Raw genomic sequence first — 25,693 nt, forward strand, 5'->3', positions numbered from 1 at the left:
CATGGCCTACGCGCCACGCACGAGGATAAAGGTTAATTCGAGTAGAGTTCGCTGATGTCCAGACGCGCCGGCTGGCTGGCGCCCGAGCTGTAGGTGCCGACCCAGATGTCATAGGTCCCGGTCTGCGGATTGTTGAAACGCAGGGCCGGGTTCAGGCTGCCGTTGCCGCCGTCATCGTCGCAGTACCAGCGCCCGTCCGGCCCGTTGACGACCAGGGTGGTGTCGCTGGCGCTGTCGACGCTGAGCACCAGAGGCAGGCTGCCCGCCGTGTAGCTGAGCTCGACGTCGGGGGCGCGGCTGACGAAGCCCCGGCAGTTGGAGGAGACGTTCTGTGCGTCGGTCGAGCCGCCCGCGCGCATGTTGACCTGGTACGGATCGGGCGTGAAGCCGGCCCGCAGCTCGACCCGGCCATAGTTGGCCGCCGCGAACGGGTCGAGCACGCCCGACGAAGAGGTGTTGTTGTTGGAGCTCGAGCCGCTGCGCCCCAGCAGGTTGCTCTCCAGCTCGGTGATGTAGAGCTGCGACGAGCCGCTGTTGCCGCCATAGGCCCCGACATAGACGTCATAGACGCCCGACGGCGGGTTCGGGATCCGCATCAGGGGATTGGTGCCGTCGCCGGAATCGTCGTCGCAGTACCAGCGGCCGTTCGGCCCGTTGATGACCAGGGTCGTGTCGGCGTCGCTGGTGACACCGAAGATCAGCGGCAGACTGCCGGCCGAATAGGTCAGCTCGAAGTCCGGGGCCCGCGCCACCATGCCGACGCAGCCGTTGGCGACGGTCGTCGCATCGATGGTCCCGCCCGAATAGATGTCGACGCGATACGGATCGGGCGTGAAGCCGGAACTGAGGCGCGTGGATCCGAAGGTGGCGGGCAGGGTGACGTCGACCGTGAGGGTCTGGTTCTTCTGGCCCTTGTCCTGAGCCGCCGCCCCCGTCGTCAGCGCCAGGACGCCGCAAGCCACAACCGCCAGTCCAAATCCGATCTTCATCGTCCCGCTCCCTCGACGCGCGGCGCGACTGGCCACGCTTGTGATCCTGTCACCCGAGGGGATCGACGCGTCATCAAAACGAATGAGGCCGCCCCAGCCCGGATGTCCCGTTTCGATCAGATATCATCGGCCGGTGAAAGACAACCACTTGTCGCTATCGCAGTTCTGTGACGAACAGTTCGGCCTCGCCGCCGTCCCCGTCATAGGCGCCGACCCAGATGTCGTAGACGCCCGACTGCGGGCGGCGGAAGGTGATCTCCGGATCGGTCCCGCCGCCGGAATCGTCGTCGCAATACCACCGGCCGTCCGGCGCATTGACGACCAGGGTCGCATCCGTATCGGCCGTGACCCCGAACGTCAGCGGCAGGCTGCCGGCGTCATAGGTCAGCTGGAAATCCGGCGCCCGCGAGATCATGCCCACGCAGTCCCCGCCCAGCGCCAGAATGATCCGCATCTCGATAACCCCCGAAAGCCCCTCCCTTTCCGGAAACATTGGAGATGAACGACCGATCCTCCGCAACGGGCGCCCTTCCCCGCGTCGGAAATCGTCAGGCCGCCATCGCGACGCCGCGTCATTGGCGCCCGGCCGTCCTCTTCGCTAACTTGCCCTCACGACCCGACCGCCGTATGCAGCGGTCAACCACGCCGATATTCATCTGTCGGTGAAATAAACGAGGAAGCGATGCGCAAGATCTACGCCGACGCCACTGCGGCGCTCGAGGGCCTGACGTTCGACGGCATGACCGTGATGTCCGGCGGGTTCGGCCTGTGCGGCATCCCCGAGAACCTGATCGCCGGGCTGAAGGCCTCGGGCGTGAAGGGTCTGACCGTCATCTCCAACAACGCGGGCGTGGACGGCTTCGGCCTGGGTCAGCTTCTGGAGACGCGCCAGATCGCGAAAATGATCTCGTCCTACGTCGGCGAGAACAAGGAGTTCGAGCGCCAGTACCTGGCCGGCGAACTGCAGCTGGAGTTCAACCCGCAGGGGACGCTCGCCGAACGCATCCGCGCGGGCGGCGCCGGCATCCCGGCCTTCTTCACCGCCACCGGCGTCGGCACCCTGGTCGCCGAGGGCAAGGAAGTCCGCAACTTCGACGGCCGCGACTACGTCATGGAAACCGGCCTCGTCGCCGACCTGGCCATCGTCAAGGCGTGGAAGGCCGATGAACGCGGCAACCTCGTCTTCCGCAAGACGGCCCGCAACTTCAACCCGATGATGGCCACGGCCGGCAAGGTCACGGTCGTCGAGGTCGAGGAGATCGTCCCGACCGGCTCGCTGGATCCCGACCACATCCACACGCCCGGCGTCTACGTCGATCGCCTGTTCGTCGGCACGTTCGAGAAGCGCATCGAACAACGCACCATCCGCCAGCGCGCGGACGCCTAAGGATGTCGTCCGAACGCGCCGATCGCGGCGCGGCCTATATGGCGACCCTGGATCCGGGTCTCGAAGGCGCGCTCAGAAAGGGCATGGCCCCCATCGCCCCCGACTTCGCCGACATGATGGTGGAGTTCGGCTACGGCGAGATGATGAGCCGTCCGGGTCTCGATCCGAAGAGCCGCCAGTTCGTCACCCTCGGCATCCTCGCCGGCCTCGGCCATCCGGTCGATCAGCTGAAGGGCCACATCAACGGCGCCCTCTCGGTCGGGATCACCCCGAAAGAGATCGTCGAGGCCCTGATGCAGGTCGCCATCTATGCGGGCTTCCCCGCCGCCACCAATGCGCTTCGCGTCGCCAAACGCGTCTTCGCCGAACGGGGCGTCAGCCCCCTGCCCTCTTCCGGAGAAAACTGATGCCCCGCACCCGCGAACAGCTCGCCGAACGCGCCGCCAAGGAACTGCAGGACGGCTTCTATGTGAACCTGGGCATCGGCATCCCGACCCTGGTCGCCAACTACATTCCGGCCGGGATGGAGGTCACCCTCCAGTCCGAGAACGGCATGCTCGGCATGGGCCCCTTCCCCTATGACGAGGACGTGGACGCCGACCTGATCAACGCCGGCAAGCAGACGATCACCGAGATCCCGGAGTCGTCCTACTTCTCCTCGGCGGACAGCTTCGCCATGATCCGGGGCGGCCACATCAACCTGTCCATCCTGGGCGCCATGGAGGTGGCCGAGAACGGCGACATCGCCAACTGGATGATCCCCGGCAAGCTGGTGAAGGGCATGGGCGGCGCCATGGACCTTGTCGCGGGCGTCAAGCGCGTGGTCGTCGTGATGGAGCACGCCAACAAGCACGGCCAGTCCAAGGTCTTGAAGTCCTGCACCCTGCCGCTGACCGGCACGGGCGTGGTGAGCCGCATCATCACCGACCTGGCCGTCTTCGACGTGAAGCCCGGCGGCGCGGGTCTGGAACTGGTCGAACTGGCCGACGGCGTGACGCTGGAGGAAGTCGCCTCCAAGACCGAGGCCAGCTACACCGTTTCACAATCCCTTAACTCTGCGGCATAGTCGCTCCGGGACCGGCACACAGAGGCCGGAACGGAGGGTGAGATGGGTGTTGCGGGGACGATCACTCCGACGGGCGGGGCGCCGAAGCCGGACCCCGCGCGCGTGGCCGCGCTGCGTTACACCCTGGTCGACGAGCCGGAGACCTGCGCGGCCTTCGGAGAGGCGGCCCGCGCCAATCTGGCGTCCCTGAACGACCGCACCCTGGCCGAGACGCGCAGCGGCGACCTGGCCGAGTGCGGCCTCCTGCTGGACCATGTCCGCGACCGCGTCGCCGGCCTCGACCCCAACAAGCTCCAGCCGCGCTCGGGCCTGGCCGGCCTGTTCGACAGCCGGGGCAAGCGGCTGAAGGGCTTCCGCGCCGCCTACGCCTCGACCGCCGCCGCCCTCGGCCAGTCCGCCGCCGACATCGGCGACCGCGCCGGCGCCCTGGCCCGCAAGGATGCGGCGCTGGAGACCCTGTGGTCCGAGACCCGCGACGCCATCGCCGAACTGGACGCCCATATCGCCGCCGCGCGCGGCTGGCTGGCCAACGAATCCCCGACGCCCGTCGTCGAGGAAGCCGCAGCCCCGCAACCGACCGAAGAGATGCCCGAACGCTGCGAGGCCCAGGCCGACGCCGAGGCCCAGAATGCGCCTGTCGCGGAAGCCGTGACCGACGCCGAGCCGGTCGAGACGACGGCAGTCACCGCCTCCGAAGACACGCCCGAACCCGAGCCGACGCCCGTCGCCGCCCTGCCCCATCCTCTGGAATCGCGTCTGGCGACGCTGGAGGCGGTGCGCGCCACCGCCATCGGCCGCCTGCCCCTGCTGCGCGCGGCCCAGAACGCCGACTGTCGCACGCCCGCCTCGCTGAAACAGGTCTGCGACGGCGTGGAGGCCTGGCGCGCCGACTGGCAGGACGCCCTGGGTCTGGCCGGCAAGCGGCCGAAGAAGGTCCGTCCCGACCGCATCCGCCTCGGCGACGCCTCGACCGCCCTGACCGACCGCATCCAGGCCGCGGGTCGCGAGCTCTCCGCCGCCCAGGCCCGCCGCGCCGAACTGGACGCCCGCGCCGCTCCGGCCCGGACGCCCGCGACCGCGACCGCGCTCGCGGCCTAGTTTCCGCCCGCGTTCGCGTCGGTCCAGCTGACGATCTGGGTGTTCAGATCGCGCGTGGCCACGTCATAGGCCTCGACGATGGCCGAGACCCGGTTCTCGCCCGCCGGTTGGCTGACGGTGAAGGTCTGTTCCGCCGCCACCGTCCGCTCGGGGAAACGCAGCATCCGGGCCCGCGCCGTGATCACCACCGTCGGCGCCGCGCCCTCATAGTCGTAGCGCGTCTCGAACGCCCGGACGTCGACGTCCAGCAGCCGCGTGGTCTGGGTGAGCTCGCGCCGGCCGATCAGCCGCACCGTCCGCGCCTGGGACGCGAACGAGGCTTCCAGCGCGTCGCTGTAGAGCATCAACGCCGGCGACACCCAGCGCGCGCCGCCGATATAGGCCGCTTCCGATCCCGTCACGCCCAGCAGCCGGTCGCCCTGCGACGCCTGGGGCATCTCGATGGCGCGCAGCTTGACCTGCACCGGGTCGGCGACGGCGGTCGTCGCCGACCCGGTCGGATCGCCGAAGCGATACAGCTGGATCGGATCGGGCGACGACAACAGGGCGCACCCGGACAACGAAACGACGGCGACCGCCGCCAGCATCAGGTTGCGGATCACGGCTGGACCTCCAGTTCCCGGGACGGCGGCCGTCCGATGAAGTCGCGCGGGCTTGAGCGGACGTCGTCCACCAGCCCCTGCAGGGATTGCGTCGCCTCCTGCAGCCCCTGGATCGCCTCCAGCAGCTGCGGCACGCCGGTCGTGGCGAACTCGCCCGCCGGCCCTTCGATGGCGTTGGCCGTGCGGTTGATGGAGGCCATGGCCGTGCGCGCGTCGGCGGTCGCGGCGTTGATGTTGGCGATCGCCTCCTGGCCGTCCTCGTTGACCAGACGGCGCGCGTCCTCGCCCAGGGCGCGATACTCGGCGATGGCCCCGTTTGCGTTCTCCAGCGCCTTCTCCAGGTTCTCGAACATGCCCTTGCGCGCCTCCAGCTCGGTCGACAGCGCCTCGACGTTCCTCAGGGTGGTGGAGAAGCCGCGGATGTTGTCGTCCGACAGCACCCGGTTGATCCGGTTCAGCGCATCCACCGTCTGGGCCAGCACCGTGCCCGAACCGGACAGCAGCTCGGCGATCGGCGACGGCTGGGACTGGATCACCGGCACGACATTGTCCGGATACTGGGTCTTCAGCAGCGCGCTGCCGTCCGTGCCGGCCGTGATCTGGATGTAGTTCAGACCCGTGATGCCCTGCGGCTCCAGCTGGGCGCGAGAGGTGACCCGCACCGGCGTCGTGCCGTTCAGGCGGACGCGCGCGATCACCTGGTCGCCCTTGGACGGGTCCAGGTTCAGGTCGGTGACCTCGCCCACGCGGATGCCGTTGAAGTGGACCTCGCCGCCCTCCGACAGCCCGCGCACCGGCCCGTAGAAGACGATGTCGTAGATGTCGTAGTCGTTGTTGAACTGCAGCCGTGCCAGCCAGATGGTGAACACCGCCAGCGCCGCCAGCAGGGCGACGGTGGCGATGCCGACCGCTGCGTAATGTGCGTCTCTTTCCATCTCGTCCTCTCCTAAGCCGTCTTGGTCGCTGCGCGACCGCGCGGCCCCAGGAAGTATTCCTTGATCCACGGGTGGTCGGATTTCTCCAGCTCCTGCACCGTGGCCTTCTCGATCACATGCTTGTCCGCCAGCACCGCCACCTTGTCGCAGATGGCGTACAGGCTATCGAGATCGTGGGTGATCATGAAAACCGTCAGGCCCAGATCGTCCGACAGTTTCCGGATCAGGTCGTCGAACGCCGCCGCCCCGATCGGGTCCAGACCCGCCGTCGGCTCGTCCAGGAAGATCAGCTCCGGATCCAGCGACAGGGCGCGGGCCAGACCGACGCGCTTCTTCATCCCGCCCGACAGTTCCGCCGGCTTCTGGTGATGGCTCTCGGGCTTCAGACCGACCATGGCGATCTTCATCTCGGCCAGCTCGCGGATCGTGTTTCGCGGCAGCTTCGTATGCTCGACCATGGGCGAGGCGACGTTCTCCAGCACGGTCAGAGAGCTGAACAGCGCCCCCTGCTGGAACAGGACGCCGGTCCGCCGCTCGATGTCCTGACGCTCCGCGTCGGTCGCGCCGCCGACGTCGTGGCCGAAGATGCTGATGGTCCCGCCCTCGGGCTCCTTCAGGCCGATGATGGAGTTCAACAGCACCGTCTTGCCCGTGCCCGACCCGCCGACCACGCCCAGCACCTCGCCACGCTGAACGTCCAGGTCCAGGTCGCGGTGGATCACCTGATCGCCGAACTGGCTGAGCAGACCCCGCACCTCGATCAGGTTGTCGGTCTTCGCCCCGCTCACAGGTTCAGCTCCAGGAACATCAGGGCGAACACGGCGTCCAGTGTGATGATGGCGAAGATCGCCTGCACCACGGCGGCCGTCACCCGCCGCCCCAGGCTCTCGACGTCGCCCGCCACCGCCATGCCCTGACGACAGCCGATGGCGGCGATGACCACGGCGAAGACCGGCGCCTTGATCAGGCCGACCATCAGGTGGGTCCCCATCATCGGGTCCTCGTTGATGCGCTGGACGAAGAAGGCCGGGCCGTAGTCCAGCTGGCTCCAGGTCACGATCCCGCCGCCGATGAAGCCCGTCACCATGCCGACGAAGGTCAGCAGAGGCATCATGATCAGCATGGCCGTCAGACGCGGGATCACCAGGGCCTGGAACGGATTGACGCCCATGACCTGCATGGCGTCGACCTCCTGGTTCATCCGCATCGAGCCGATCTCGGCCGCGAAGGACGACGCCGAACGACCGGCCAGCAGGATGGCGGTGATCAAGACCGCCAGTTCCCGCAGCACCGCCACGGCCACCAGCTGCACGGTGAACACCCCGGCCCCGAACTGGGTCAGAAGGTTCGCGCCCAGAAACGCGATCACCGCGCCGATGAAGAAATTGGTCACCGCCACGATCGGCAGGGCGTCCAGCCCGGACCGCTCCACCTGGCTGACCCAGGCCGGCCATCGGATCGCGCCGGGGTGCCGGAACGCATAGCCGGTGGCCCCCATCAGCCGACCCAGGAAGGCCATGGACAGCAGCATTTCCGCCGCCGCGTCATGCACCCCGGCGCCGATCTTGGCGAACACGCGCACGAAGGACGACGGCCGTTTCGGCGGCTCCGCGCTCTGGCGCTCCAGCGTCTCGACCATCGCATAGATGCGGCCCGCCTCGGGTCGCGTCTCGAAGGCATTGGCCGGCATGGCGAAGTTCGACGCCTGCACCAAAGCGAGGGCGCCGGCCGTGTCGAACTTGCCCATCTCGGACAGATCGACGTGCTCGATCCTGACGCCCTCCAGCTTGTCGCCGAGCCGCAGCGCGGTCTGGCCCAACGACATGGTCGTCCAGTCGCCCGTGAGCTTGAGCACGGTCGCGTCGCCCTGAGCGTCCTCGATGTGGAAATCGGCCGTCTTCATCCGCCCACTCTTAGCTGAGCCGGGACGAATCGCCCATGCCCGCCCGATGCGTCGCACTCGCATGAAAGACGGCCCGTCATCCTTCGGCAACAGCCGTTATGTGAGGCCTTACAGCAGATCGCGGACCGCCTTCAGATCGCGCACGAAGGCCGCCCGCTCCCGCACCCTGACCTCCTCATCGGGGATACGCAGCAGATAGGAGGGGTGGACCGTGATCATGGCCATCGAGCGATCCGACAGGGCGATCGCCTGCCCGCGCTCCTGCGTCACCGCGACCTTGCGGTTCAAGACGCCCAGCGCCGCCGTTCCGCCCATCGCCAGGGTCACCTTCGGCCGCACCAGCCGCCGCTCCTGATCCAGCCACCAGCGGCAGGCCGAGACCTCCGACTGGTTCGGCGTCTTGTGCAGCCGCCGCTTGCCGCGCGGCTCGTGCTTGAAATGCTTCACGGCGTTGGTGACATAGACCACCGACCGGTCGATCCCCGCCTCGGCCAGGGCCTGATCCAGCACCTGCCCCGCCGGTCCCACGAAGGGCCGCCCGGCCAGATCCTCCTGATCCCCCGGCTGTTCGCCGACGATCATCAGCTTCGCGGTCTTCGGCCCCTCGCCGCACACCCCTTGGGTCGCATCGCAATAGAGGGGGCAGCGGCGACACGCCTGCACCCCGTGCCTCAGCTCGTCCAGATCGCCCGCGACGAACCCCTCCTCCCACGACCCGTCGCGCACGGACCGCGCGATGGCCTTGGCCAGGCGGGCGTTGGGTTCGGTATGCTGCGCGGCGACCATCTCTTCCGTCCGAGCGTGCGAGGCGGCCACCAGTTCCGGGATCAGCGACGCTTCCGGCAGGTTCTTCCAGTATCGCTTGGGCATTTCGCCCTGCATCGTCTGGGTTTTCAGCCGCGCCGGATTGAAGGTGGAGGCGTAATAGGTCTTCCAGAACTCCTCGACCTCGTCGTCCTGCGGCGCGTCCTCGGCCCGCGCGGGCGGACCGAAGGCCAGATCCTTTCCGTCCCAGAAGCACGACCCATCCGGTGTCAGGATCGACCACCGCATGGTTGTGAACCGCCGCTGGAAGAAGCCCGAGGTCTTCTCCAGCACCCGATGCGCCGGCTCGAACCAGGCGACGAACGCCTGCCCGGCGTCGTCCTCGACCGCCCGAAACCGGACGAAGGCCTTCATCTTGTGCGAGGCCCGACCGACGTTCTTCGCCCGCTCCAGCGCGTCGGCCACGTCGCCTTCGGACACCACCTTCATCAGGTCCGGCTCGCCCTTCAGCCGCCAGAGCAGCCGGTACATCAGATCGAACCGATCCTCGGATCGATGCAGGATCACCTCCTGCGCGATGTCCACGAAGGCCTTGGGGACGGTGAATTCAGATTTCCGCTCATCCCCGCGAAAGCGGGGACCCAGTTCTTTGGGCGCTCCGTCATCAGCCAAGGCGGGACCGACCTCGATCCCAGACATCGTGCCGCGCGAAAGCACTGGGTCCCCGCTTTCGCGGGGATGAGCGGAATCAAAGAGGGATCCGGTGGAGGTCGAACCCGCCACCCGAAACCGCGCCGCCGCCGGTTCCACCCCCGCCAGCCGAAACGCCCGCGCGGCCTTCCGCCACCCGTCGAAATCGACCTCCGACGCCAGCTCCGCGACCGGCATGTCAGAACAGGCTCAACTGCTCGGGCTTCCGCTCCGGCGCCAAACGTTCCCGCAGATCCACGGCGTCCGTAAGCCCGCCCGGCGTCCAGTCCAGCGTCGTGATGAAGGGCCGCACCTTGTCGATCCCCCGGCACAGCCGCGCGATGTCCTCCAGCCTCAGCGTCCGATACCGGCGCACCGAGATCATCCGATCGACCGACTTCACCCCCAGCCCCGGCACGCGCAGCAGCATCTCGCGCGGCGCGGTGTTCACATCGACCGGAAACTGCGACCTCTGGTTCAGCGCCCAGGCCAGCTTCGGATCGATGGCCAGATCCAGCATCCCGCCGGTCGAGGCCTCCCCGATCTCCGGCGCCGAGAACCCATAGAACCGCATCAGCCAGTCCGCCTGATACAGCCGATGCTCGCGCATCAGCGGCGGCTTCGACAACGGCAGGGCCGAGCTGGAATCCGGGATGGGCGAAAAGGCCGAATAATAGACCCGCCGCAATCCATAGCCGCCGTAGAGCGACGCCGACCGGTCCAGAATCTCCGTATCCGGCGCCCCGTCCGCCCCCACGATCAGCTGCGTCGACTGCCCCGCCGGCGCGAACTTCGGCGGCTTCGCCCTGTCCTTCTTCGCCGGCCGCGCCGCCTCGACCTTCAATCGGACGTCGGCCATGGCCTTCTTGATGACCCCGACGTCCTTCTGCGGCGCGAACCGCCCCATGGCCTCGTCGCGCGGCAGCTCGATATTGGCCGACAGACGGTCGGCATAGAGCCCCGCCTCCTCGACCAGTTTCGGATCGGCCTCGGGGATCAGCTTCAGGTGGATGTAGCCGCGAAAGTCGTGCTCCTCGCGCAGCTTCTTCGCCACCAGAACCAGCTGCTCCATCGTGTAGTCGCCGCTGCGGATGATCCCCGACGACAGAAACAGCCCCTCGATATAGTTCCGGCGATAGAAGTTGAGCGTCAGCTCCACCACCTCGTCCACGCTGAACCGCGCCCGCTGCACGTTCGAGGACACGCGGTTGATGCAATAGACGCAGTCGTAGATGCAGAAGTTGGTCAGCAGGATCTTCAGCAAGGAAACGCACCGTCCGTCCGGCGTATAGGCGTGACAGATCCCCATCCCCTCGGTGGACCCGATCCCCTTGCCGCCCCGGCTATCGCGCTTGGCCGTCCCCGACGACGAGCACGAGGCGTCGTACTTCGCCGCGTCGGCCAGAACCGACAGCTTCTTCCTGAGATCCAGCTGCGCCATCGTTCATGGTATGTTCCAGAACGGAAAGACAGTCCAGCGGGGCCGTGCGAGAGTCGTCCGTCCGACTTATCTCAGATAATTCAACAGGGAGACGTCTTTCAGCTGCGCCACCACCTGGGCCGACGCCTGAACGGCCACCTGCGACAGTTGCAGCTCCGTCACGGCCTTCAGCGGATCGACGTCCGTCCGCGCCGCCACCAGTTCCTGCAACGACAGCTGCTGCGCCTCGTGGCTCTTGGTGATGTCTTCCATCCGCTTGGCCAGGGAGCCGTTGCGCGCCGCCGCGTCGATGGTCGCGGTCGATGCGCTCTCCAGCCGCTTCATCTGGGCGATCAGGAAGGTCTTCTGCGCCTCGGTCGGCTTGCCGCTCAGGGGGCCCGTCGCCGGGTCGTCGTTGTAGGCCTTGATATCGCGGAAGATCTGGAAAATGTGCGTCTGGGTCACCCCGTCCGCGTCGGTGAATTTGAACCCGTCGGCCAGATAGCCGGTCTCGATCGAGGTGTTCTCGGCGACCCGCGAGACCTGCTTGATCTGGTCGTTGCCCAGGGTCGCGGCCACGTTCGGCGCGGCGACCAGCTCGTTCAGGGTGCTGACCTTCACCGGCGCATTGGTCGTGTCCGCCCCGGCGAACAGATAGCCGCCTTGGTGGCGATAGTTCAGTCCGCTGGCCACCGACTGGAACTGGCCTTCCAGTTCCAGCATCAGGGTGCCCATCGAGTCCGAGGCCAGCATGCTGCCGATCGCCTCGCGCGCGCCGGCCAGTCCATCGACCATCTGGTTGATGGCCAGGTCCTGGGCGCCCAGGCGCGCCGACACCGCCTCGCCCGTGTCGAGGAAGCCCTGCACCCGCGCATCGGCGCCCTTCAGCGCGGTCAGGGTCTCGGCCCCGCGACCGAAGCCGGCCATGTCGGTGGCGACCTTGCGGGTCTGCACGCGCTCGCCCGCCTCGTTCTGGGTCTGCTGGGCCTGCATCAGGTTCAGCAGCGCCGACTGATAGTTTCCGTTCGTCGAGACCCGGCTCATCAGATCATCCCCAGAAGCGTGTCGTACATGTCCTTGGCGGCCTGGATCAGCCGCGCCGAGGCGTTGAAGGCCTGCTGATAGGTGGTCATCAGGACCAGCTCCTCATCCAGGTTCACGCCCTCGTAGTTCTGCTGGCGCTGATCGGCTTCGGTCGACAGGGCCTGGGCGCTCTGCTGGCGGGACTTGGCCGCCTGGGCCTTGCCGCCGATCTCGCCCGACAGTTCCGACGCATAGCGCGAGACCGACAGATTGCCGCCGGGGCTGTCCCCCGCCGCCGAGAACCGCACCGTCTTCTGGCCCGCATCGGCCAGCACGAGCGCCCCGCGTCCGTCGCCGGAGCTCAGGGCCGCCGTACCCGCCGGCGCCGACAGGTTCAACTGCGCCAACGCCAGTTTGGCCGGGCTCTGCTGGATGTCGGTCCTGACCTTGAACCCGTCCGCGCGAGAGGCCCGCACCCCGCCGCCCAGGCCGAACAGCTCGGTCATGGAGACGCCGGACGGCGCCTGGGTCGTGGTGTCTTCCAGCACGCTCATGCGCGGCGCCGGATCGCCCAGGGGCGTGAACTTCATCTCGCCGTTGGCGTCCAGGGCGAAGGAGCCGTAGCGGCCCACTCCGGTCGTGGTGCTGTTCAGAGCCGTCAGGATGTCGCCGACCGTGCCCCCCGCCGGCACCGCCACCTGGATGTCGCGCAGCTTGGCCCCGCTCTCTTCGGTGAAGCGGAAGGTCAGGGTCTCCCCGGCGGTGAAGCCGTGCGGCGACGTGGTCGTCAGTCCCAGATCGTAAAGCGCCGGCCGGTCGGTCGAGACCAGGTCGTTCATCCCGAAATAGTGGGAGAAGCCGCGCCCGGCCTTGGCGCTGGCGGGCATGCCGTCGGCGATGGCGACGCCGTTCGATCCGGCGGCGGTGATGCTCAGCTTGCCGTCGACGAAGCTGGCCGTGGCCGCCCCGCCGAAGGCCGTGTTCAGATCGGCCAGGAAGTTGGCGGGCGTGGACGGCGTCCCGTTGATCGTCATGGTCGAACCCGAGAAGACGATGTCCGCCCGCGTCGCGATGGCCCCGGTCGACGGATTGACCACGGCGATGGTGGTGTTGCCGCTGAAGCCGGTCAGGGCGCTGGCCAGGGTCTGGCCCACGTTCTTGCCGGTCAAGGTCGTCGGCGGCGGCACGGCGGAGTTGGCGTTGTGCGCGCGGTTCAGCTCGTCGGCGACACGGCTGACCAGCTCGGCCAGCCGCTCGGCCGTCTGCGGCGCATCGACATCGCGCAGTTCCAGCAGGCCCTTGATCTCGCCGCTCTTCAGCCCGTCGGCGAAGGCGCGCTTCGTTCCGCCCGGCTCGGTGACCCAGATCTCGTTGAAGGCGGTCTCGGAGTTCACCGTGCCCGCGCGATTGTATTGCAGGGTCGCCGCCCCCGCCCCGGCCAGCAGGATGCCCGCCCCGGTGCGGATCGACACGCCGCCGACCGGCCGCTGCGACACCTGCACGTCCATCAGGCTGGACAGTTCGTCCACCAGTCGCGCCTGCTGCGTCTGCGCGCCCGAGGCGTCGCCGTTCAGCACCGTGGCCCGCGCGATGTCGACGTTCAGGGTCTCGATCTGCTGCAGCAGGGTGTTCGCCCGCTCCACAGCGCTCTGGATGCGGCCGTCGGCGTCCTCGCGCACGGCCTGGATCTGGCCGGCGATCCGTCCCGCCTCGTCGAAGATCGCCTGGGTCTTGAACAGGGCATCCTGACGACGCGGGCTGGACACCGCGTCCTCGGCCGCCACGGCGAAGGCCGAGAAGACGCCGTCGATCTGCGAGAAGAAGCCGGAGGTCCCGCCCGGATCGCCGAACAGCGACTGGATGCGGTCGTACAGTTCATAGCGCACGCCCTGGCGGCTCGCCTCGGCGCCGGCGGAAAGGGCGGCGGCCTGCAGGAAGCGGTCGGTGGCGATGCGGACGCGCGCGACCTCCACGCCCGTGCCCACGCCCTGGGTCGTCAGCGAGACCTGGTCGGCGATCTTGCGGACATAGCCGGGCGTATTGACGTTGGAGACGTTGTCCGAGACCACGCGCAACTGCGTCTGGGCCGTCTGCAGGCCCGAGTTGGCGATGTTCAGGATGGTGCTCAGGCTCATCCGATTAACCCTCCACCCGGCAAGCCCTGCCCGGCGGGCTGCGCGTCTTGCCCAGCCGCGCGCGTTAGCGACGCGGACAACGCCTTGTTTTTCTTCAACATCACTGAGCGCGACTGGGTCATGACCGCTCAAGTCGCAATCCCCGGGCCAGAGCGCGCTGGACGGTCCTCCGTGCCCGGAAAGGTCTTGGAAAGGCGCCGGGCAAAAAGCGACTTTTGCGCGGCAAGAATCGTCGTCGCCGCACCGCCTGGCCGGGCGATCTCCGGAACATTCCCCAATGATTACAATACGCCGAGGCCGACTTCGCAGTTGGCCCGGCCCTTGCGACGGGCTGATCGAATGTTTCCGGCGCAGCAGGCGCCCCCGTGTTTCGCCGTTCCTCGATCCAGAAGTCGCCTGCCTGTATGTCCGCACCCGGTTTCGCCATTCCCGCCGCGCCCGCCATGGGCCACGCCGCCGCTCCGAAGCGCGGCGCCGCGACGGCTGACGCCGGTTTCGCCTCCCTTTTGGACGGCGCGGCCCCGGCCGAAGCTCCGACCAAATCGTCCGCCCCCGCGCCCAGGGCCGAGACCGCCCCCGCCTCCGAGCCCGCCGAGGTCGTGGAAGAGGCGCCCGTCGAAACCACCGTCGCCGCCGACGAGACCGTCGTCGCCGTCCCGCCCCCCCTGCCCGTTCCCGCCCCCGTGGTCGCGGAGGCGCCCGAACCGACCCCCGCCGTCCCGACCGCCGAGACCCCGGTCTTCGACCCCAAGGCCGCCACGCCGGAAGAGCCCGTCGCCGCCGCCCCGGTCGCCGAGGACGCCGCCGCCGCGCCCGCTCAAACGCCGACCGAAACGCCCGACCTCGCCGCCCTTCAGACGCAGCAGCCCAAGGCCGCCCCCCCAGCGCCGGTCGCCGTCCCAGTCGCGCCGCCCGCGCCTCGCTCGGCCAAGCCTGTCGTCGAAACCACCGTCGCCGCCGAGGCTCCGACCGAGGACGCCCCGGCCCCGAAGACGACCACCGCCGAACCGCCGGCCCCGCCCGCTCCAGCCGCCGAAACGCCCCGCATCCGCAACGCCATCGACCGCGCCCAGACCGCCCGCGCCGAGGGCCAGGGCGCTGCCGCGACCGATCCCGACGCCGCTCCGGCCCAGGATGGCGCGAAGCCAACCGCCCAACCGACTTCCACGGGCGCGACCGCCGCACCCTCTCCGCGCGCGACCCCGGCCGCGGAGGCCGCCGCGCCGACGCCCGTCGACGCCGCCGTCGCTCCGGAGCCGACCCAGCCGCTCGCCGCCCCGACCCAGACGACCGAGGCGCGCTCCATCGAGACCGCAGCCTCCTTGGCCCTGTCCACGAGCTCGCGCGCCTCCTTGGAAGCCACGGCCCAGATCGCCGCCCAGATCGTCAAGAAGCTGGAGGGTCGTTCGACCCGGTTCGAGATGGCGCTGACGCCCGACGGCCTGGGCCAGGTCGACGTCAGCCTGGACATCGACGCCGACAACAAGCTGATCGCCCGTCTGGCCTTCGACAATCCCCTGGCCGCCACCGAACTGCGCGGTCGGGTCGATGAACTGCGTCGCCAGCTTCAGGACGCCGGCTTCACCGTCGCCGACGACGCCCTGTCCTTCGCCGAGCGCGACGCCTCGGCCGGTCAGCAGGGCGGCTCCGCCTTCGACCGTCGTCCCGACCCGCGCGGCGCCCGCGCTTTCGGCGCCGCCTCGCGGCTGGAAGCCGACGCCGACCGGGTGATCGCCCCCCGCTGGATCCCTCTCACCCTGACGCCTGACCGCGTCGATATGAAGGTTTGACCCCATGGTCGACGCCGTCACCACGAACAACGTCACCGCCAACCAGGCCGCCGACCGCACGGCCGCCAGCCGCACCAGCCTGGTCTCGAACTTCGAGACCTTCCTGTCCCTGCTGACCGCCCAGTTGAAGAACCAGGACCCGCTGTCGCCGCTGGATTCCAACGAGTTCACGGCCCAGCTGACCCAGATGACGGGCGTGGAGCAGCAGCTGCTCACCAACGACCTGCTCACCAGCCTCCTGGCCGCCCAGCAGGGCGCGGGCCTGAACGGCGCCAGCAACTATATCGGCAAGGACGCCACCGCCGCCTGGGCCGTCACCAAGCTGAACGAAGGGTCGGCGACCTGGTCCTACGAGCTCGGCGCCTCGGCCTCCGACGTCACCCTCGCCGTGGTCGACAGCACCGGCAAGACGGTCTGGACCGGCCCGGCGACCGACCGCACCACCGGAACCCACGACTTCGTCTGGAACGGCAAGACCACCGCGGGCGTCCAACTGCCCGACGGCGGCGTCTACACCCTGAAGGTCACCGCCAAGAACGGCACGTCCACGGTCGATTCCCAGGTCCTGACCCGCGGCCGCGTCACCGGCGTCGAGATGTACGACGGCGTCCCCTACCTCACCATCGGCAACTCCATCGTGCCCGTGTCCAGCGTCATCGGCCTGGACGAGCCCGTCGCGCCGACCACCACAGCCGATGCCGACGACGAGAGCCTCGCCGCCCGCATCGCCTCCGCCATGAACCCCCTCAATTTGCTTTCCTAAGGAGCCCACGTCGTGAGCATCAACTCTGCCCTGCTGGCCGGCGTCTCCGGCCTGACCGCCAACTCCGCCGCCCTGGCCGCGATTTCGCAGAACATCGCGAACGTGAACACGGTCGGCTACAAGCGCACCGCCGCCGAGTTCTCGACCGTCGTCAACTCCCAGAACCACGGCGCGGGCTATTCGGCCGGCGGCGTCCTGGCCAACACCCGCAACTTCATCTCCCAGGCCGGTCAGCTTCAGCGTACGACCTCCTCGACCGACCTCGGCATCGCGGGCCAGGGCTTCTTCGTCACCACCGAAAAGGCCGAGGGCCTGGACGCCGGCGACGCCCGCCTGTTCACCCGCGCCGGCGCCTTCCGTGTCGATGAGTTCGGCTTCCTCAAGAACACGGCCGGCCTCTATCTGCAGGGCTGGCCGGTCAACTCGGACGGCACGATCACCCGCGACCCGTCCGACCTGAACAAGCTGAAGTCGATCAACGTCGGCTCGGTCGGCGGTACGGCCGAGGCCACCACCCGCGCCCAGCTGAACGCCAACCTGAAGTCCAGCCAGACGGTCTCGGCCAACTTCGCCTCCTACAACGCCGCCACCAACCCGATGTCGCTCTACGACGCCGAGGCGGGCACCGGCTTCCGTCCCGACTTCCAGATCACAGTGCCGGTCTCCGACTCCAAGGGCGGCCAGCGCACCGTGGCCTACTCCTTCCTCAAGACCGCCAACCCGAACGAGTGGCAGGCCGAGGTTCACGTCATCCCGGCGACCGACATCGACAACGGCACCACCACCCCGGCCACCGGCATCCTGAAGTCCGGCCTCGTCCTCTTCACCCAGGACGGCCGCCTGGACGTCGAGGGCATGAAGGCGCGCGAACTGGCCACGCCGGGCTCCATGTTGTTCGCCGACCCCTCGACGGCCGCGATCACCCTGAACTCCTCTGACTCGACCGTGGCCCCCAGCGCGACCACGCCGAAGTGGCGGACCGACGCGGGTATCGCCGCCCAGACGGTCTCCTTCGACCTCGCGGCCTCGGCCGGCGGCCTGACCCAGTACGACTCCGACTCCATCGTCCAGGCCGTGACCACCAACGGCACCGCCTTCGGCAACCTGTCGAACATCGAGATCGACGACGAAGGCTATGTCACCGCCATCTTCGACAACGGCGTGACCCGCCGCGTCGCCCAGCTGGCCCTCGCCACCTTCACCAGCGCCGACAGCCTGGCGGTCGCCAACGCCAACGCCTATCGCGTCAGCCAGGGCTCGGGCACCTACAATCTGAAGGCGCCCGGCAGCGGCGGCGCGGGCCTGATCGGCGCCTCCCAGCTGGAGGCCTCCACGGTCGACCTGTCGCTGGAGTTCACCGGCCTGATCACCACCCAGCGCGCCTATTCCGCATCGTCCAAGATCATCACCACCGCCGATGAGATGCTGGCCGAACTGATCAACATCAAACGCTGATCTTCAGGTAACGGGGCGTTCAACTGAATGAATAACCAGTCAACAACCTGCCGAAACGGCATTCGTGCACGGAGTGGATTTTATCCATTCCTTCACCACGACGCTAAACGCGGCCTTAGCGGCGCCTCGCTACATTCACGATCGATTGGTGGTGGTGAATGAGGCAAAAGCCCATGTTGCAAGAGCGACGCGTGAACAAGCAAGGCGAGCAGTATGTCGTCGGTCCGACGGGCACCCCCCTGACGATGCGTGACCTGCCGCCCGAGAATACCGACCGTTGGGTCATCCGTCGCAAGGCGGAAGTGGTGGCGGCCGTCCGCGGCGGCCTCCTCAGCCTCGACGACGCCCTTCTGCGCTATCGCCTGACGGCCGAGGAGTTCCTCGCCTGGCAGAAGGCGATCGACAAATGGGGCATGCAGGGCCTGCGCACGACCCGCATCCAGAACTACCGCTCGTAAGGGTCCCTCCCCCGAACGCGCCTGCGACGGCCGCCCCCTGCGAAGGGGGGCGGCCGTTGTCGTTCGGGGTGGTCGGGCGTATGTTTCGGGCATGGCCAGCATCCAGATCGAACTGTCAGACCAGTCGGCGGAGTTCATCCACGCCAAGGTCCAAAGCGGCGAGTTCCGCGACGCGGACGAGGTCATCGCGGCGACCATCGTCGCCTACAAGCAGCGCGTGGAAGCGTTTAATCGCGAGGTTCAGATCGGGATCGACGCCCTCGCGCGAGGCGAGGTCATGCAGGTCGATGATGTGAAGGCCTTTCTGGCCGAGCGGCGGAAGGCTCGCCAGGCCAGGTGAGGACGGTCGAATATGCCGTCCCGGCGGCCATCGACATCGACGAAATCCTGGCTGCGTCAGAGGCGGAGTTCGGTCCCCTCACGGCAGAGCGATACGAGAAACTGATCGCTCGGGCGATCGACGCCCTGGCGTCCAACCCCGGCCGGATCGGCGTCAGGCAGAATCCGGACACGCCGACCGACGTGCGATGGTTTCACCTTCGCGCGGTCCGAACCGTGGCGCCGCCCGGCGAGCGGATAGGCAGGCCCAGACACCTGATCGTCTTCACCTTCAACGACACCCGCCTCTTCATCGTGAGGGTGTTGCACGACTCGATGGACATTCCGGCGCGGATCGGATGAGGCCACGGCCTCGAAATCGTCCCGCACCCGCTCTATATGCGCGCCATGACCGTCGTTGAGCCCGTTTGCGCGATCCCCGACATCGCCCCCCTGTCGTCTCCGGCCGAGCTGGATGCGGCGGTCGAGAGCGCGCGTCTGGCGGTCGGGCTGCCGGTCGGCTCGCGCGTCGTCGCGGCCATGTCGGGGGGGGTGGATTCCACCGTCGTCGCCGCCCTGCTGCACAAGGCCGGCTATGACGTCGTCGGCGTCACGCTCCAGCTCTACGACCACGGCGCGGCGCTGAAGAAGAAGGGCGCCTGCTGCGCGGGTCAGGACATCCACGACGCCCGCCTGGCCGCCGAGATGCTGGGCATCCCCCACTATGTGCTGGACTACGAAAGCCGCTTCCGCGACGCCGTCATCGACCAATTCGCCGACAGCTACCTGAAGGGCCAGACGCCGGTCCCCTGCATCCGCTGCAATCAGACGGTGAAGTTCCGCGACCTCTTGGACGTCGCCCGCGACCTGGGCGCCGCCGCCATGGCCACCGGCCACTATGTCGGTCGCGCCGTCGCCGCCGACGGCCGGGCCCAGATGCGCAAGGCCATCGACCCCTCGCGCGACCAGTCCTACTTCCTGTTCGCCACCACCCGCGATCAGCTCGACTATCTGCGCTTCCCGCTCGCCGGTCTGGAAAAGCCCGCCGTGCGCGGTGTCGCCCAGTCGCTGGGACTGCGTATCGCGACCAAACCCGACAGCCAGGACATCTGTTTCGTCCCGTCCGGCGACTACCGCACCCTGATCGACCGTCTGCGCCCGCAAGGCCGCGAGGCCGGCGAAATCGTCCACATGGACGGCCGGGTGCTGGGCGCCCACGCCGGCATCACCGACTACACCATCGGCCAGCGTCGCGGCCTGAACATCGCCGTGGGCGAGCCCCTGTTCGTGACGAAGCTGGACCCCGACAACCGCCGCGTCATCGTAGGCCCCCGCGAGGCCCTGCTGACCGCCAGCCTGACGCTGGACGAAACCAACTGGCTCGGCGACGAAACCTCCATCGAGGCCGCTGCCGAGGCCGGCGCTCCCGTCCTGGCCCGCGTCCGCTCGACCCGCCCGCCCTCGCCCGCCCGTCTGGCCATCCAGGACGGCGCGATCTCTGTTGTCTTCGCCGTGGGCGAGGAAGGCGTCGCCCCCGGTCAGGCCTGCGCCCTCTACGACCCCGCCGATCCCGATCGCCTGCTGGGCGGCGGCTTCATCGCCAGCACCACGGCCTGTGTTGTCTGACGACCTCCACGCCCGCTCCGGCCTGCCGGAGGCCTATCGCTACCTCCTCGCCGACCTGCCCCGCGAGCGCTGGCACGGTCAGGAGGTCGCGGCCATGGCCCGCTTCTGGCTGCAGATGCACTCCGGCTTCCGCCGCGAGGTCGCCCACATGGACGCCCTGACCGGTCGCTGGCGTGCGGGCCAACTCGCCCTGCCCGATCTGCATCGCCAACTGATCCCCACGCTGCAGCAGTTCCTCCAGCACCTGGACGGCCACCACAACATCGAGACCCACCACTATTTCCCGACCATGCGGAAGGTGGAGCCACGCATCGGCGCCGGCATCGACCTCCTGGACCGCGACCACGACGTGATCCACGGCCACCTCGACAGCCTGTTCCAGACCGGCCTCGCCTTCCATCAGGGTGTCAGCGGCAACGCCCCGACCGCCGGCGACAGCGCCGCCCGCCTCGCCGAGGCCATCGACAAGGCCGGCCCGGCCCTCGCCCGCCATCTCGACGACGAGGAGGACATCGTCGTCCCCCTGATCACCAAGCACGTCGATCACTTCAAAGGCTGAAACCGCTTAGCCTCCGAAGCGCCAGCGGCAAAGGCGACGAAAGCGTGGGGTTGATCCCGCCTGGGCTTTAGAGCCAAGGTTGTATTCCGCCTCCGCCTCGAAAGGTCCCAGTGTTGCGCGCCGCTCGCCTGCCCAAGCTCGCCATCGTTGTTGCGGCCTTGGCCGTCGCTCAACTGGGGTTCGCCCAGCCGGATGAGCCGGCCAGCCTCGTGCAACTCGCCGACGACCTTTGTTTCTATCCCGACGGCGATCATGCCGTGACGTGGGACAATGCAGCCCGTCGTGGGTTCACGCCGATTCTGACCGAACACATTCCGGGCCTTCGTCTGCCAGGCGTGCGCCAGCTACGCGGTTTCACCAAAACGATAGACGGGACGGAGGTCAGGGTTCTGACGGCAGTGAATCGCTGGCGCGCCATGGGACGGGGGTTCGCCAGCTTTCATCTGTGCTGGGTGTCCGCCCTGCCGGCCAACCGCGAGTCCGTCGACAGCCGGTTGGGCGAGTTCCTGAAACTCGAGCATTTCCCCCAGGACGACGCCTCCGTGTTTGCATGGCTCCCGCAGGCAGACGGATCTCGCCAACCTGTATCCCGGCGAGCTTTCGGCCGTCGTTACTTTCAACTGTCTCGCGATCAGGGCATGCGGACCGTGATGACCAACCACACCGGCGACCGGGTCTCCATTACCTACATGCGACCCGTCGGGAGCTGCGAAGACTGGTGCTACTGACCCGTCCGACGCGCCTCAGACCGGCGACATCGGTCCGCGCATGGCCCGGCCGCCGTCGTGCGAGCGCGCCGCGATGACATAGCCGTGCTCGGCGATCATGGCCGGCTGATCCGGCAGCTTGGTCGTCAGGGAGGCCATGGCCAGGGCGTTCAACCGCTTCAACGGCGTCTCCTCCTCGACCCGCTTCAGCCACGCCGCCAGCCTCGGCCAGCGCGCCGTATCGACCTCGACCCCGACCACCCGTGCGTTCAGGAAGGCCGGCGCCAGGCTGAAATCCGCCAGTCCCGCTTCGGTCCCGAACAGGAACCCCGCGTCCGGCATAAGCGTCTCGAGATAGTCGAACGTCTCCGGGATCTCGACCGCCTTGGCCTGCTCGACCAGGTCACGGTCGATCTCTTCCTTCAGGATGCGCGGCTTGATCGCCAGCTGGAAGAACAGCTTCCACCCCAGGACGTCGAACAGCCGGGTGTCGGCATACTCCTCGATCCAGCGCGCCTTGGCCCGCTCCGCCGCCGAGGCCGGCAGCACCGACGGCTCGGGCCGCGTCTCCTCGATATACTGGGCGATGATCGAGCTGTCGCAGAGGGTCACATCCCCCTCGATCCACACGGGGATCCGCCTGAGCGGACTGATCGTCGAGAACGCTTCGTCGCCCCGAAACGGCGTGATCGGATCGATCGCGACCTCGATTCCCTTCACCGCGCAGATCGCCAGGATCTTGCGCACATAGGGCGAGACCGGATTGCCGATCAGGGTGACCGGCGGCGCGCTCACGCCGCCTCTTCCGTCGCGTCTTCCTTGGGCAGGATCTCGGCTACGGTCGGGCGGTTGGCGTGGAAATGGATCTCGGTGTCGCGCCGCTTCACGATCTCGCCGCAGCAGGAACAGGCCACGCGCGGTTTCAGCTCGGCGCCGCAGGTCTTGTGGGTGAAGGTCACCCCCGAATCCGCATCGCCGTACAGGTGCTGCGAGCCCCAGCCGTGCATGACGATCAGCACGTCCGACAGAGCCCGGCCCTTGGCGGTCAGCACATACTCATTGCGCGGCGGCCGCTCCGAATAGAGCTGCGGCTCCAGCACCCCGTGCTGGACCAGGGTCTTCAGTCGCGCGGCCAGGACGTTGCGGGCCACCCCCAGCCGCTCCTGCCACTGCTCGAACCGCTTCACGCCCTGGAAGGCGTCGCGAATGACCAGCAGCGTCCACGGATCGCCGATGACCTCCAGCGTCGCGGCGATCGAACAGCTTTGTTTTGAATAGTCTGCGGTGCGTCCCATGCCCATAAGGTGACCTTGGGTCAGGGTTTTGGCAAGAGGGTTGCCAAAAGGAACCCAGTCAGTCAGTCTCATTTGGCAACGGACACGGCAAGCAGCCCTTCCCGGCGTTCCTGCATTCCCGACTCCGAGGCGGCAGCTCGCCTGCCGCCTCTTCTTTTTCAGAGGAAACTCTGGCGGAGGCTTCGTCTTCCGCCCGTTTCTTTCAGCGGCTAGGACCTCCCCCATGCCCGAACAGAGCCTCGCCCAAGCCCTGACCCTCACGCCCGGCGACGACGGCGTCCTGACCGCCGACCTGCACGGCGACTTCTCCAACGGCCCGCTGAACATGCCGCCCGAGCGCGGCTTTCCCTTCGGCGGCCTGATCGCGGCGCTGTGCGCCTCCTCGATGCAGCAGGGTCTGGGCGTCACCGCCCCCTTACGCAGCCTCTCGGCCCAGTTCATGACTCCGGCGCGCTTCGGCCAGCCCATCGCCTTCGCCCCTCGCCTCCTGCGCGGCGGCCGCTCGGCCAGCTTCGCCCAGGTCGACGTCACCCAGGCGGACAGCGAGGGCCGGCCCCGCCTGACCAACCACGCCACGGCCACCTTCGGCGACGACGTCCCCGGCCCGGCCATGACGCCCCTGACCGCCCCGCCGCCGCTGGAGGCGCTGAAGACCGGCCGCGACCTCGAAGGCCCCCTCGCCCCCCGCTTTTCCCAGCACGTCGACTACCGTTTCGACGCTGACGGTCCCTGGATCCTGCGCCCCCGCCCCGGCCACCCCGTCGTCGAACGCGTGTGGATGAAGACCCGCGAGGACCGCCCCCTGGACGCCATCGGCCTCTGCTACCTGATGGACGCCCTCTATCCGCCGGTCTGGACGGCGCTGGACCGGCCGATGGGCATGGCCACGGTCGATCTCCGCTACGACATCCTGACCGACCCGACGCCCGAGGACTGCCCCGACGGCTGGGCCTTCTTCGAGTTCCGCATGCTCGACTTCGGCTCCGGCTGGACCGTCGACGAAGCCACCGTCTGGGCCGCCGACGGCACGCCCCTCGCCATCGCCCGCCAACGCCGGAAACTGGCCCCCGTCAGGCCGGCGCGCATCTGACCCTCTCCCCTTGCGGGAGAGGGAGATCGCGCACGAGAGCGTAGCGATCGTTCTTGCGCGGTCGGGTGAGGGGTGAAACTCACTCTAACCGAGCGAGCACCGGACGCATCGCGTCCGCGTCCCCGTACCCCTCATCCGTCGGGCTTCGCCCGCCACCTTCTCCCGCAAGGGGAGAAGGAAGTCGGTGAAGTTGGCAAAGCATCCCCCAAATCCCCCAACAATTCCAACGCCCCGATCTTTTAAGAGCCCCTATCCCTGACACCCCTCCAAACCGTGCGACACTCCCCACCCGGCCTCACCGCCTCGCCGCCCAACCCGAACGCTTCGGACTCTTCGGACGCTTCGGACGGTGTTTTGGAGTCCACGCCCCTCGCCTTCCCAAGGCCACGCCCCCGCTCTAAGACGCGCCTCCCCCTTTCCGAGACCCGCCCTTGCCCTTTCCGTTCGACATTTCGGCCACCGAAGGCCGCGCTCGCACCGGCGTCCTGAAGACCCCGCGCGGCGACATCCGCACCCCCGCCTTCATGCCGGTCGGCACCGCCGCCACGGTCAAGGCGATGACGGTGGATCAGGTCAAACAGACCGGCGCCGACATCATCCTGGGCAACACCTATCACCTGATGCTGCGCCCCGGGCCGGAGCGGATGGAGACGCTTGGCGGCCTTCACAAATTCATGGGCTGGGACAAGCCGATCCTGACCGACAGCGGCGGCTTCCAGGTCATGTCCCTGGCCGGCATCTCCAAGGTCAAGGAGGAGGCCGTCACCTTCTCCAGCCACATCGACGGCTCCAAACACGTCCTCTCGCCGGAGCGTTCGATCCAGATCCAGGCCGACCGCATCGGGGCCGACATCTCGATGCAGCTCGACCAGTGCGTCGCCTACCCGGCCGAGAAGGATGCCGCGAAGAAGGCCATGGAGCTCTCCATCCGCTGGGGCGCCCGCTCGAAAGCCGCCTTCGGAACCCGCGAGACCCAGGCCCTGTTCGGCATCCAGCAGGGCTCGACCTTCGAGGACCTGCGTCGCCAGTCGTCCGAACAGCTCCGGGAGATCGGCTTCGACGGCTACGCCATCGGCGGCCTCGCCGTTGGCGAGGGCCATCAGGCCATGTGCGAGGTCCTGGACTACGCCCCCGAGATGCTGCCCGCCGACCGCCCCCGCTATCTGATGGGCGTCGGCAAGCCGATCGATCTGGTCGAGGCGGTGTATCGCGGCGTCGACATGTTCGACTGCGTTCTTCCCACCCGCGCCGGCCGCCACGGCCAGGCCTGGACCTGGGAAGGGCCGATCAACCTCAAGAACGCCCGCTTCGCCGAGGACCAGACGCCGCTGGATCCGACCATCGACGGCCCCTCCTCGACCTACTCAAAGGCCTATCTGCACCATCTGATCCGGGCCGATGAGATCCTCGGCAAGATCCTGCTCTCCTGGCACAACATCGCCTTCTTCCAGGCCCTGACCGCCGCCATGCGCGACGCCATCCAGCACGGCCGCTTCGAGCAGTTCAGGAAGGACTTCCACGCCCGGCACACGTCGAACTGACGCGGGGCTTGAGACCGTTTCATCACGGCGAGCACAGCGGGGGCACGGAGGACACGGAAAGATCGAGCAGGCGAGAAG

At 68.1% G+C, this 25,693-nt stretch carries 27 protein-coding genes; 15 read left to right on the forward strand and 12 right to left on the reverse strand.

All coding sequences use genetic code 11. The features are described 5' to 3' along the window. Positions 1–32: 32 nt before the first annotated feature. Together ACETK8_RS15540 and ACETK8_RS15545 are read right to left on the reverse strand one after the other, a co-directional pair. Positions 33–989 (reverse strand): peptidase, encoded by a 957-nt coding sequence (locus tag ACETK8_RS15540; RefSeq protein WP_374036734.1) that lies wholly within the window; start codon positions 987–989, stop codon positions 33–35. A gap of 154 nt (positions 990–1,143) precedes the next feature. Then, a complete protein-coding gene (locus tag ACETK8_RS15545; protein WP_374036735.1) occupies positions 1,144–1,443 on the reverse strand; it encodes a hypothetical protein in 300 nt (99 codons plus the stop codon). Positions 1,444–1,671: 228 nt separating this feature from the next. On the opposite strand from ACETK8_RS15545, the gene ACETK8_RS15550 reads away from it, so the two are divergent. From ACETK8_RS15550 to ACETK8_RS15565, 4 genes are read left to right on the forward strand one after another with little or no spacing between them, the layout of a single operon-like run. After that, positions 1,672–2,376 (forward strand): CoA transferase subunit A, encoded by a 705-nt coding sequence (locus ACETK8_RS15550; protein ID WP_374036736.1) that lies wholly within the window; start codon positions 1,672–1,674, stop codon positions 2,374–2,376. A gap of 2 nt (positions 2,377–2,378) precedes the next feature. After that, a complete protein-coding gene (locus ACETK8_RS15555) occupies positions 2,379–2,783 on the forward strand; it encodes a carboxymuconolactone decarboxylase family protein (protein WP_374036737.1) in 405 nt (134 codons plus the stop codon). Continuing rightward, a complete protein-coding gene (locus ACETK8_RS15560; RefSeq protein ID WP_374036738.1) occupies positions 2,783–3,442 on the forward strand; it encodes a 3-oxoacid CoA-transferase subunit B in 660 nt (219 codons plus the stop codon). The genes ACETK8_RS15555 and ACETK8_RS15560 overlap by 1 nt, the downstream gene beginning before the upstream one ends. A gap of 42 nt (positions 3,443–3,484) precedes the next feature. Then, positions 3,485–4,540, forward strand: coding sequence for a toxic anion resistance protein (locus ACETK8_RS15565; RefSeq protein WP_374036739.1), 1,056 nt, complete (start codon positions 3,485–3,487; stop codon positions 4,538–4,540). Here the strand turns inward: ACETK8_RS15565 and ACETK8_RS15570 are convergent. The 8 genes from ACETK8_RS15570 to flgK form a co-directional block, all read right to left on the reverse strand. Further along, positions 4,537–5,142, reverse strand: coding sequence for an ABC-type transport auxiliary lipoprotein family protein (locus ACETK8_RS15570; RefSeq protein WP_374036740.1), 606 nt, complete (start codon positions 5,140–5,142; stop codon positions 4,537–4,539). The two genes, ACETK8_RS15565 and ACETK8_RS15570, sit on opposite strands and share 4 nt — an antisense overlap. Continuing rightward, positions 5,139–6,077: an MlaD family protein gene (locus ACETK8_RS15575; protein WP_374036741.1), complete on the reverse strand. Its 939-nt coding sequence runs from the start codon at positions 6,075–6,077 to the stop codon at positions 5,139–5,141. Before ACETK8_RS15575 ends, ACETK8_RS15570 begins: the two co-directional genes overlap by 4 nt. 11 nt (positions 6,078–6,088) lie before the next feature. Then, positions 6,089–6,865: an ABC transporter ATP-binding protein gene (locus ACETK8_RS15580; RefSeq protein ID WP_374036742.1), complete on the reverse strand. Its 777-nt coding sequence runs from the start codon at positions 6,863–6,865 to the stop codon at positions 6,089–6,091. After that, a complete protein-coding gene (locus ACETK8_RS15585; RefSeq protein ID WP_374036743.1) occupies positions 6,862–7,980 on the reverse strand; it encodes an MlaE family ABC transporter permease in 1,119 nt (372 codons plus the stop codon). The genes ACETK8_RS15580 and ACETK8_RS15585 overlap by 4 nt, the downstream gene beginning before the upstream one ends. A gap of 108 nt (positions 7,981–8,088) precedes the next feature. Further along, a complete protein-coding gene (locus ACETK8_RS15590; protein ID WP_374036744.1) occupies positions 8,089–9,330 on the reverse strand; it encodes a UdgX family uracil-DNA binding protein in 1,242 nt (413 codons plus the stop codon). A 304-nt stretch (positions 9,331–9,634) separates the two neighbouring features. Continuing rightward, positions 9,635–10,876, reverse strand: a complete 1,242-nt coding sequence (locus ACETK8_RS15595) for a putative DNA modification/repair radical SAM protein (protein WP_374036745.1) — start codon at positions 10,874–10,876, stop codon at positions 9,635–9,637. A 66-nt stretch (positions 10,877–10,942) separates the two neighbouring features. Continuing rightward, on the reverse strand, positions 10,943–11,899 hold the full coding sequence (locus tag ACETK8_RS15600) for a flagellin (RefSeq protein WP_374036746.1): 957 nt from the start codon (positions 11,897–11,899) through the stop codon (positions 10,943–10,945). After that, a complete protein-coding gene (gene flgK / locus ACETK8_RS15605; RefSeq protein WP_374036747.1) occupies positions 11,899–14,013 on the reverse strand; it encodes a flagellar hook-associated protein FlgK in 2,115 nt (704 codons plus the stop codon). The genes ACETK8_RS15600 and flgK overlap by 1 nt, the downstream gene beginning before the upstream one ends. 404 nt (positions 14,014–14,417) lie before the next feature. Here flgK and ACETK8_RS15610 point away from each other — a divergent pair, with 404 nt between their 5' ends. The 9 genes from ACETK8_RS15610 to ACETK8_RS15650 all read left to right on the forward strand — a co-directional run bounded on the left by ACETK8_RS15610 (position 14,418) and on the right by ACETK8_RS15650 (position 21,710). Continuing rightward, the gene (locus ACETK8_RS15610; RefSeq protein ID WP_374036748.1) at positions 14,418–15,803 is read left to right on the forward strand and encodes a flagellar hook-length control protein FliK; all 1,386 of its coding nucleotides are present in this window, start codon (positions 14,418–14,420) and stop codon (positions 15,801–15,803) included. Positions 15,804–15,807: 4 nt separating this feature from the next. Continuing rightward, entirely contained in the window at positions 15,808–16,566 is a 759-nt protein-coding gene (locus ACETK8_RS15615; RefSeq protein WP_374036749.1) for a flagellar hook assembly protein FlgD, read from the forward strand. 12 nt (positions 16,567–16,578) lie between these two features. Further along, the gene (locus tag ACETK8_RS15620; protein ID WP_374036750.1) at positions 16,579–18,021 is read left to right on the forward strand and encodes a flagellar hook-basal body complex protein; all 1,443 of its coding nucleotides are present in this window, start codon (positions 16,579–16,581) and stop codon (positions 18,019–18,021) included. 173 nt (positions 18,022–18,194) lie between these two features. Then, complete coding sequence (locus ACETK8_RS15625; protein WP_271085516.1) at positions 18,195–18,479, forward strand: DUF1153 domain-containing protein; 285 nt, start codon at positions 18,195–18,197, stop codon at positions 18,477–18,479. A 91-nt stretch (positions 18,480–18,570) separates the two neighbouring features. Continuing rightward, on the forward strand, positions 18,571–18,819 hold the full coding sequence (locus ACETK8_RS15630) for a hypothetical protein (protein WP_374036751.1): 249 nt from the start codon (positions 18,571–18,573) through the stop codon (positions 18,817–18,819). Next, the gene (locus ACETK8_RS15635) at positions 18,816–19,160 is read left to right on the forward strand and encodes a type II toxin-antitoxin system RelE/ParE family toxin (RefSeq protein WP_374036752.1); all 345 of its coding nucleotides are present in this window, start codon (positions 18,816–18,818) and stop codon (positions 19,158–19,160) included. The genes ACETK8_RS15630 and ACETK8_RS15635 overlap by 4 nt, the downstream gene beginning before the upstream one ends. Before the next feature lie 45 nt (positions 19,161–19,205). After that, positions 19,206–20,423 (forward strand): tRNA 2-thiouridine(34) synthase MnmA, encoded by a 1,218-nt coding sequence (mnmA, locus tag ACETK8_RS15640; protein ID WP_374036753.1) that lies wholly within the window; start codon positions 19,206–19,208, stop codon positions 20,421–20,423. Next, positions 20,416–20,982 carry a hemerythrin domain-containing protein gene (locus ACETK8_RS15645; protein ID WP_374036754.1) on the forward strand — a complete coding sequence of 189 codons (567 nt, stop codon included), beginning with the start codon at positions 20,416–20,418 and terminating at the stop codon, positions 20,980–20,982. Before mnmA ends, ACETK8_RS15645 begins: the two co-directional genes overlap by 8 nt. 113 nt (positions 20,983–21,095) lie before the next feature. Then, entirely contained in the window at positions 21,096–21,710 is a 615-nt protein-coding gene (locus ACETK8_RS15650) for a hypothetical protein (protein WP_374036755.1), read from the forward strand. Between the two features lie 15 nt (positions 21,711–21,725). Here the strand turns inward: ACETK8_RS15650 and ACETK8_RS15655 are convergent, their stop codons facing one another. Together ACETK8_RS15655 and ACETK8_RS15660 are read right to left on the reverse strand one after the other, a co-directional pair. After that, positions 21,726–22,484: a glutathione S-transferase family protein gene (locus tag ACETK8_RS15655; protein WP_374036756.1), complete on the reverse strand. Its 759-nt coding sequence runs from the start codon at positions 22,482–22,484 to the stop codon at positions 21,726–21,728. Then, positions 22,481–22,984 (reverse strand): winged helix-turn-helix transcriptional regulator, encoded by a 504-nt coding sequence (locus ACETK8_RS15660; protein ID WP_374036757.1) that lies wholly within the window; start codon positions 22,982–22,984, stop codon positions 22,481–22,483. Before ACETK8_RS15660 ends, ACETK8_RS15655 begins: the two co-directional genes overlap by 4 nt. A gap of 223 nt (positions 22,985–23,207) precedes the next feature. Between ACETK8_RS15660 and ACETK8_RS15665 the strand changes: the two genes are divergently transcribed. Continuing rightward, positions 23,208–24,074 (forward strand): acyl-CoA thioesterase, encoded by an 867-nt coding sequence (locus ACETK8_RS15665; RefSeq protein WP_374036758.1) that lies wholly within the window; start codon positions 23,208–23,210, stop codon positions 24,072–24,074. 431 nt (positions 24,075–24,505) lie between these two features. Next, positions 24,506–25,615 carry a tRNA guanosine(34) transglycosylase Tgt gene (tgt, locus tag ACETK8_RS15670; protein ID WP_374036759.1) on the forward strand — a complete coding sequence of 370 codons (1,110 nt, stop codon included), beginning with the start codon at positions 24,506–24,508 and terminating at the stop codon, positions 25,613–25,615. Positions 25,616–25,693: the final 78 nt, after the last annotated feature.

Source organism: Brevundimonas staleyi, from assembly GCF_041893865.1.
Classification (GTDB): Bacteria; Pseudomonadota; Alphaproteobacteria; order Caulobacterales; family Caulobacteraceae; genus Brevundimonas; species Brevundimonas staleyi.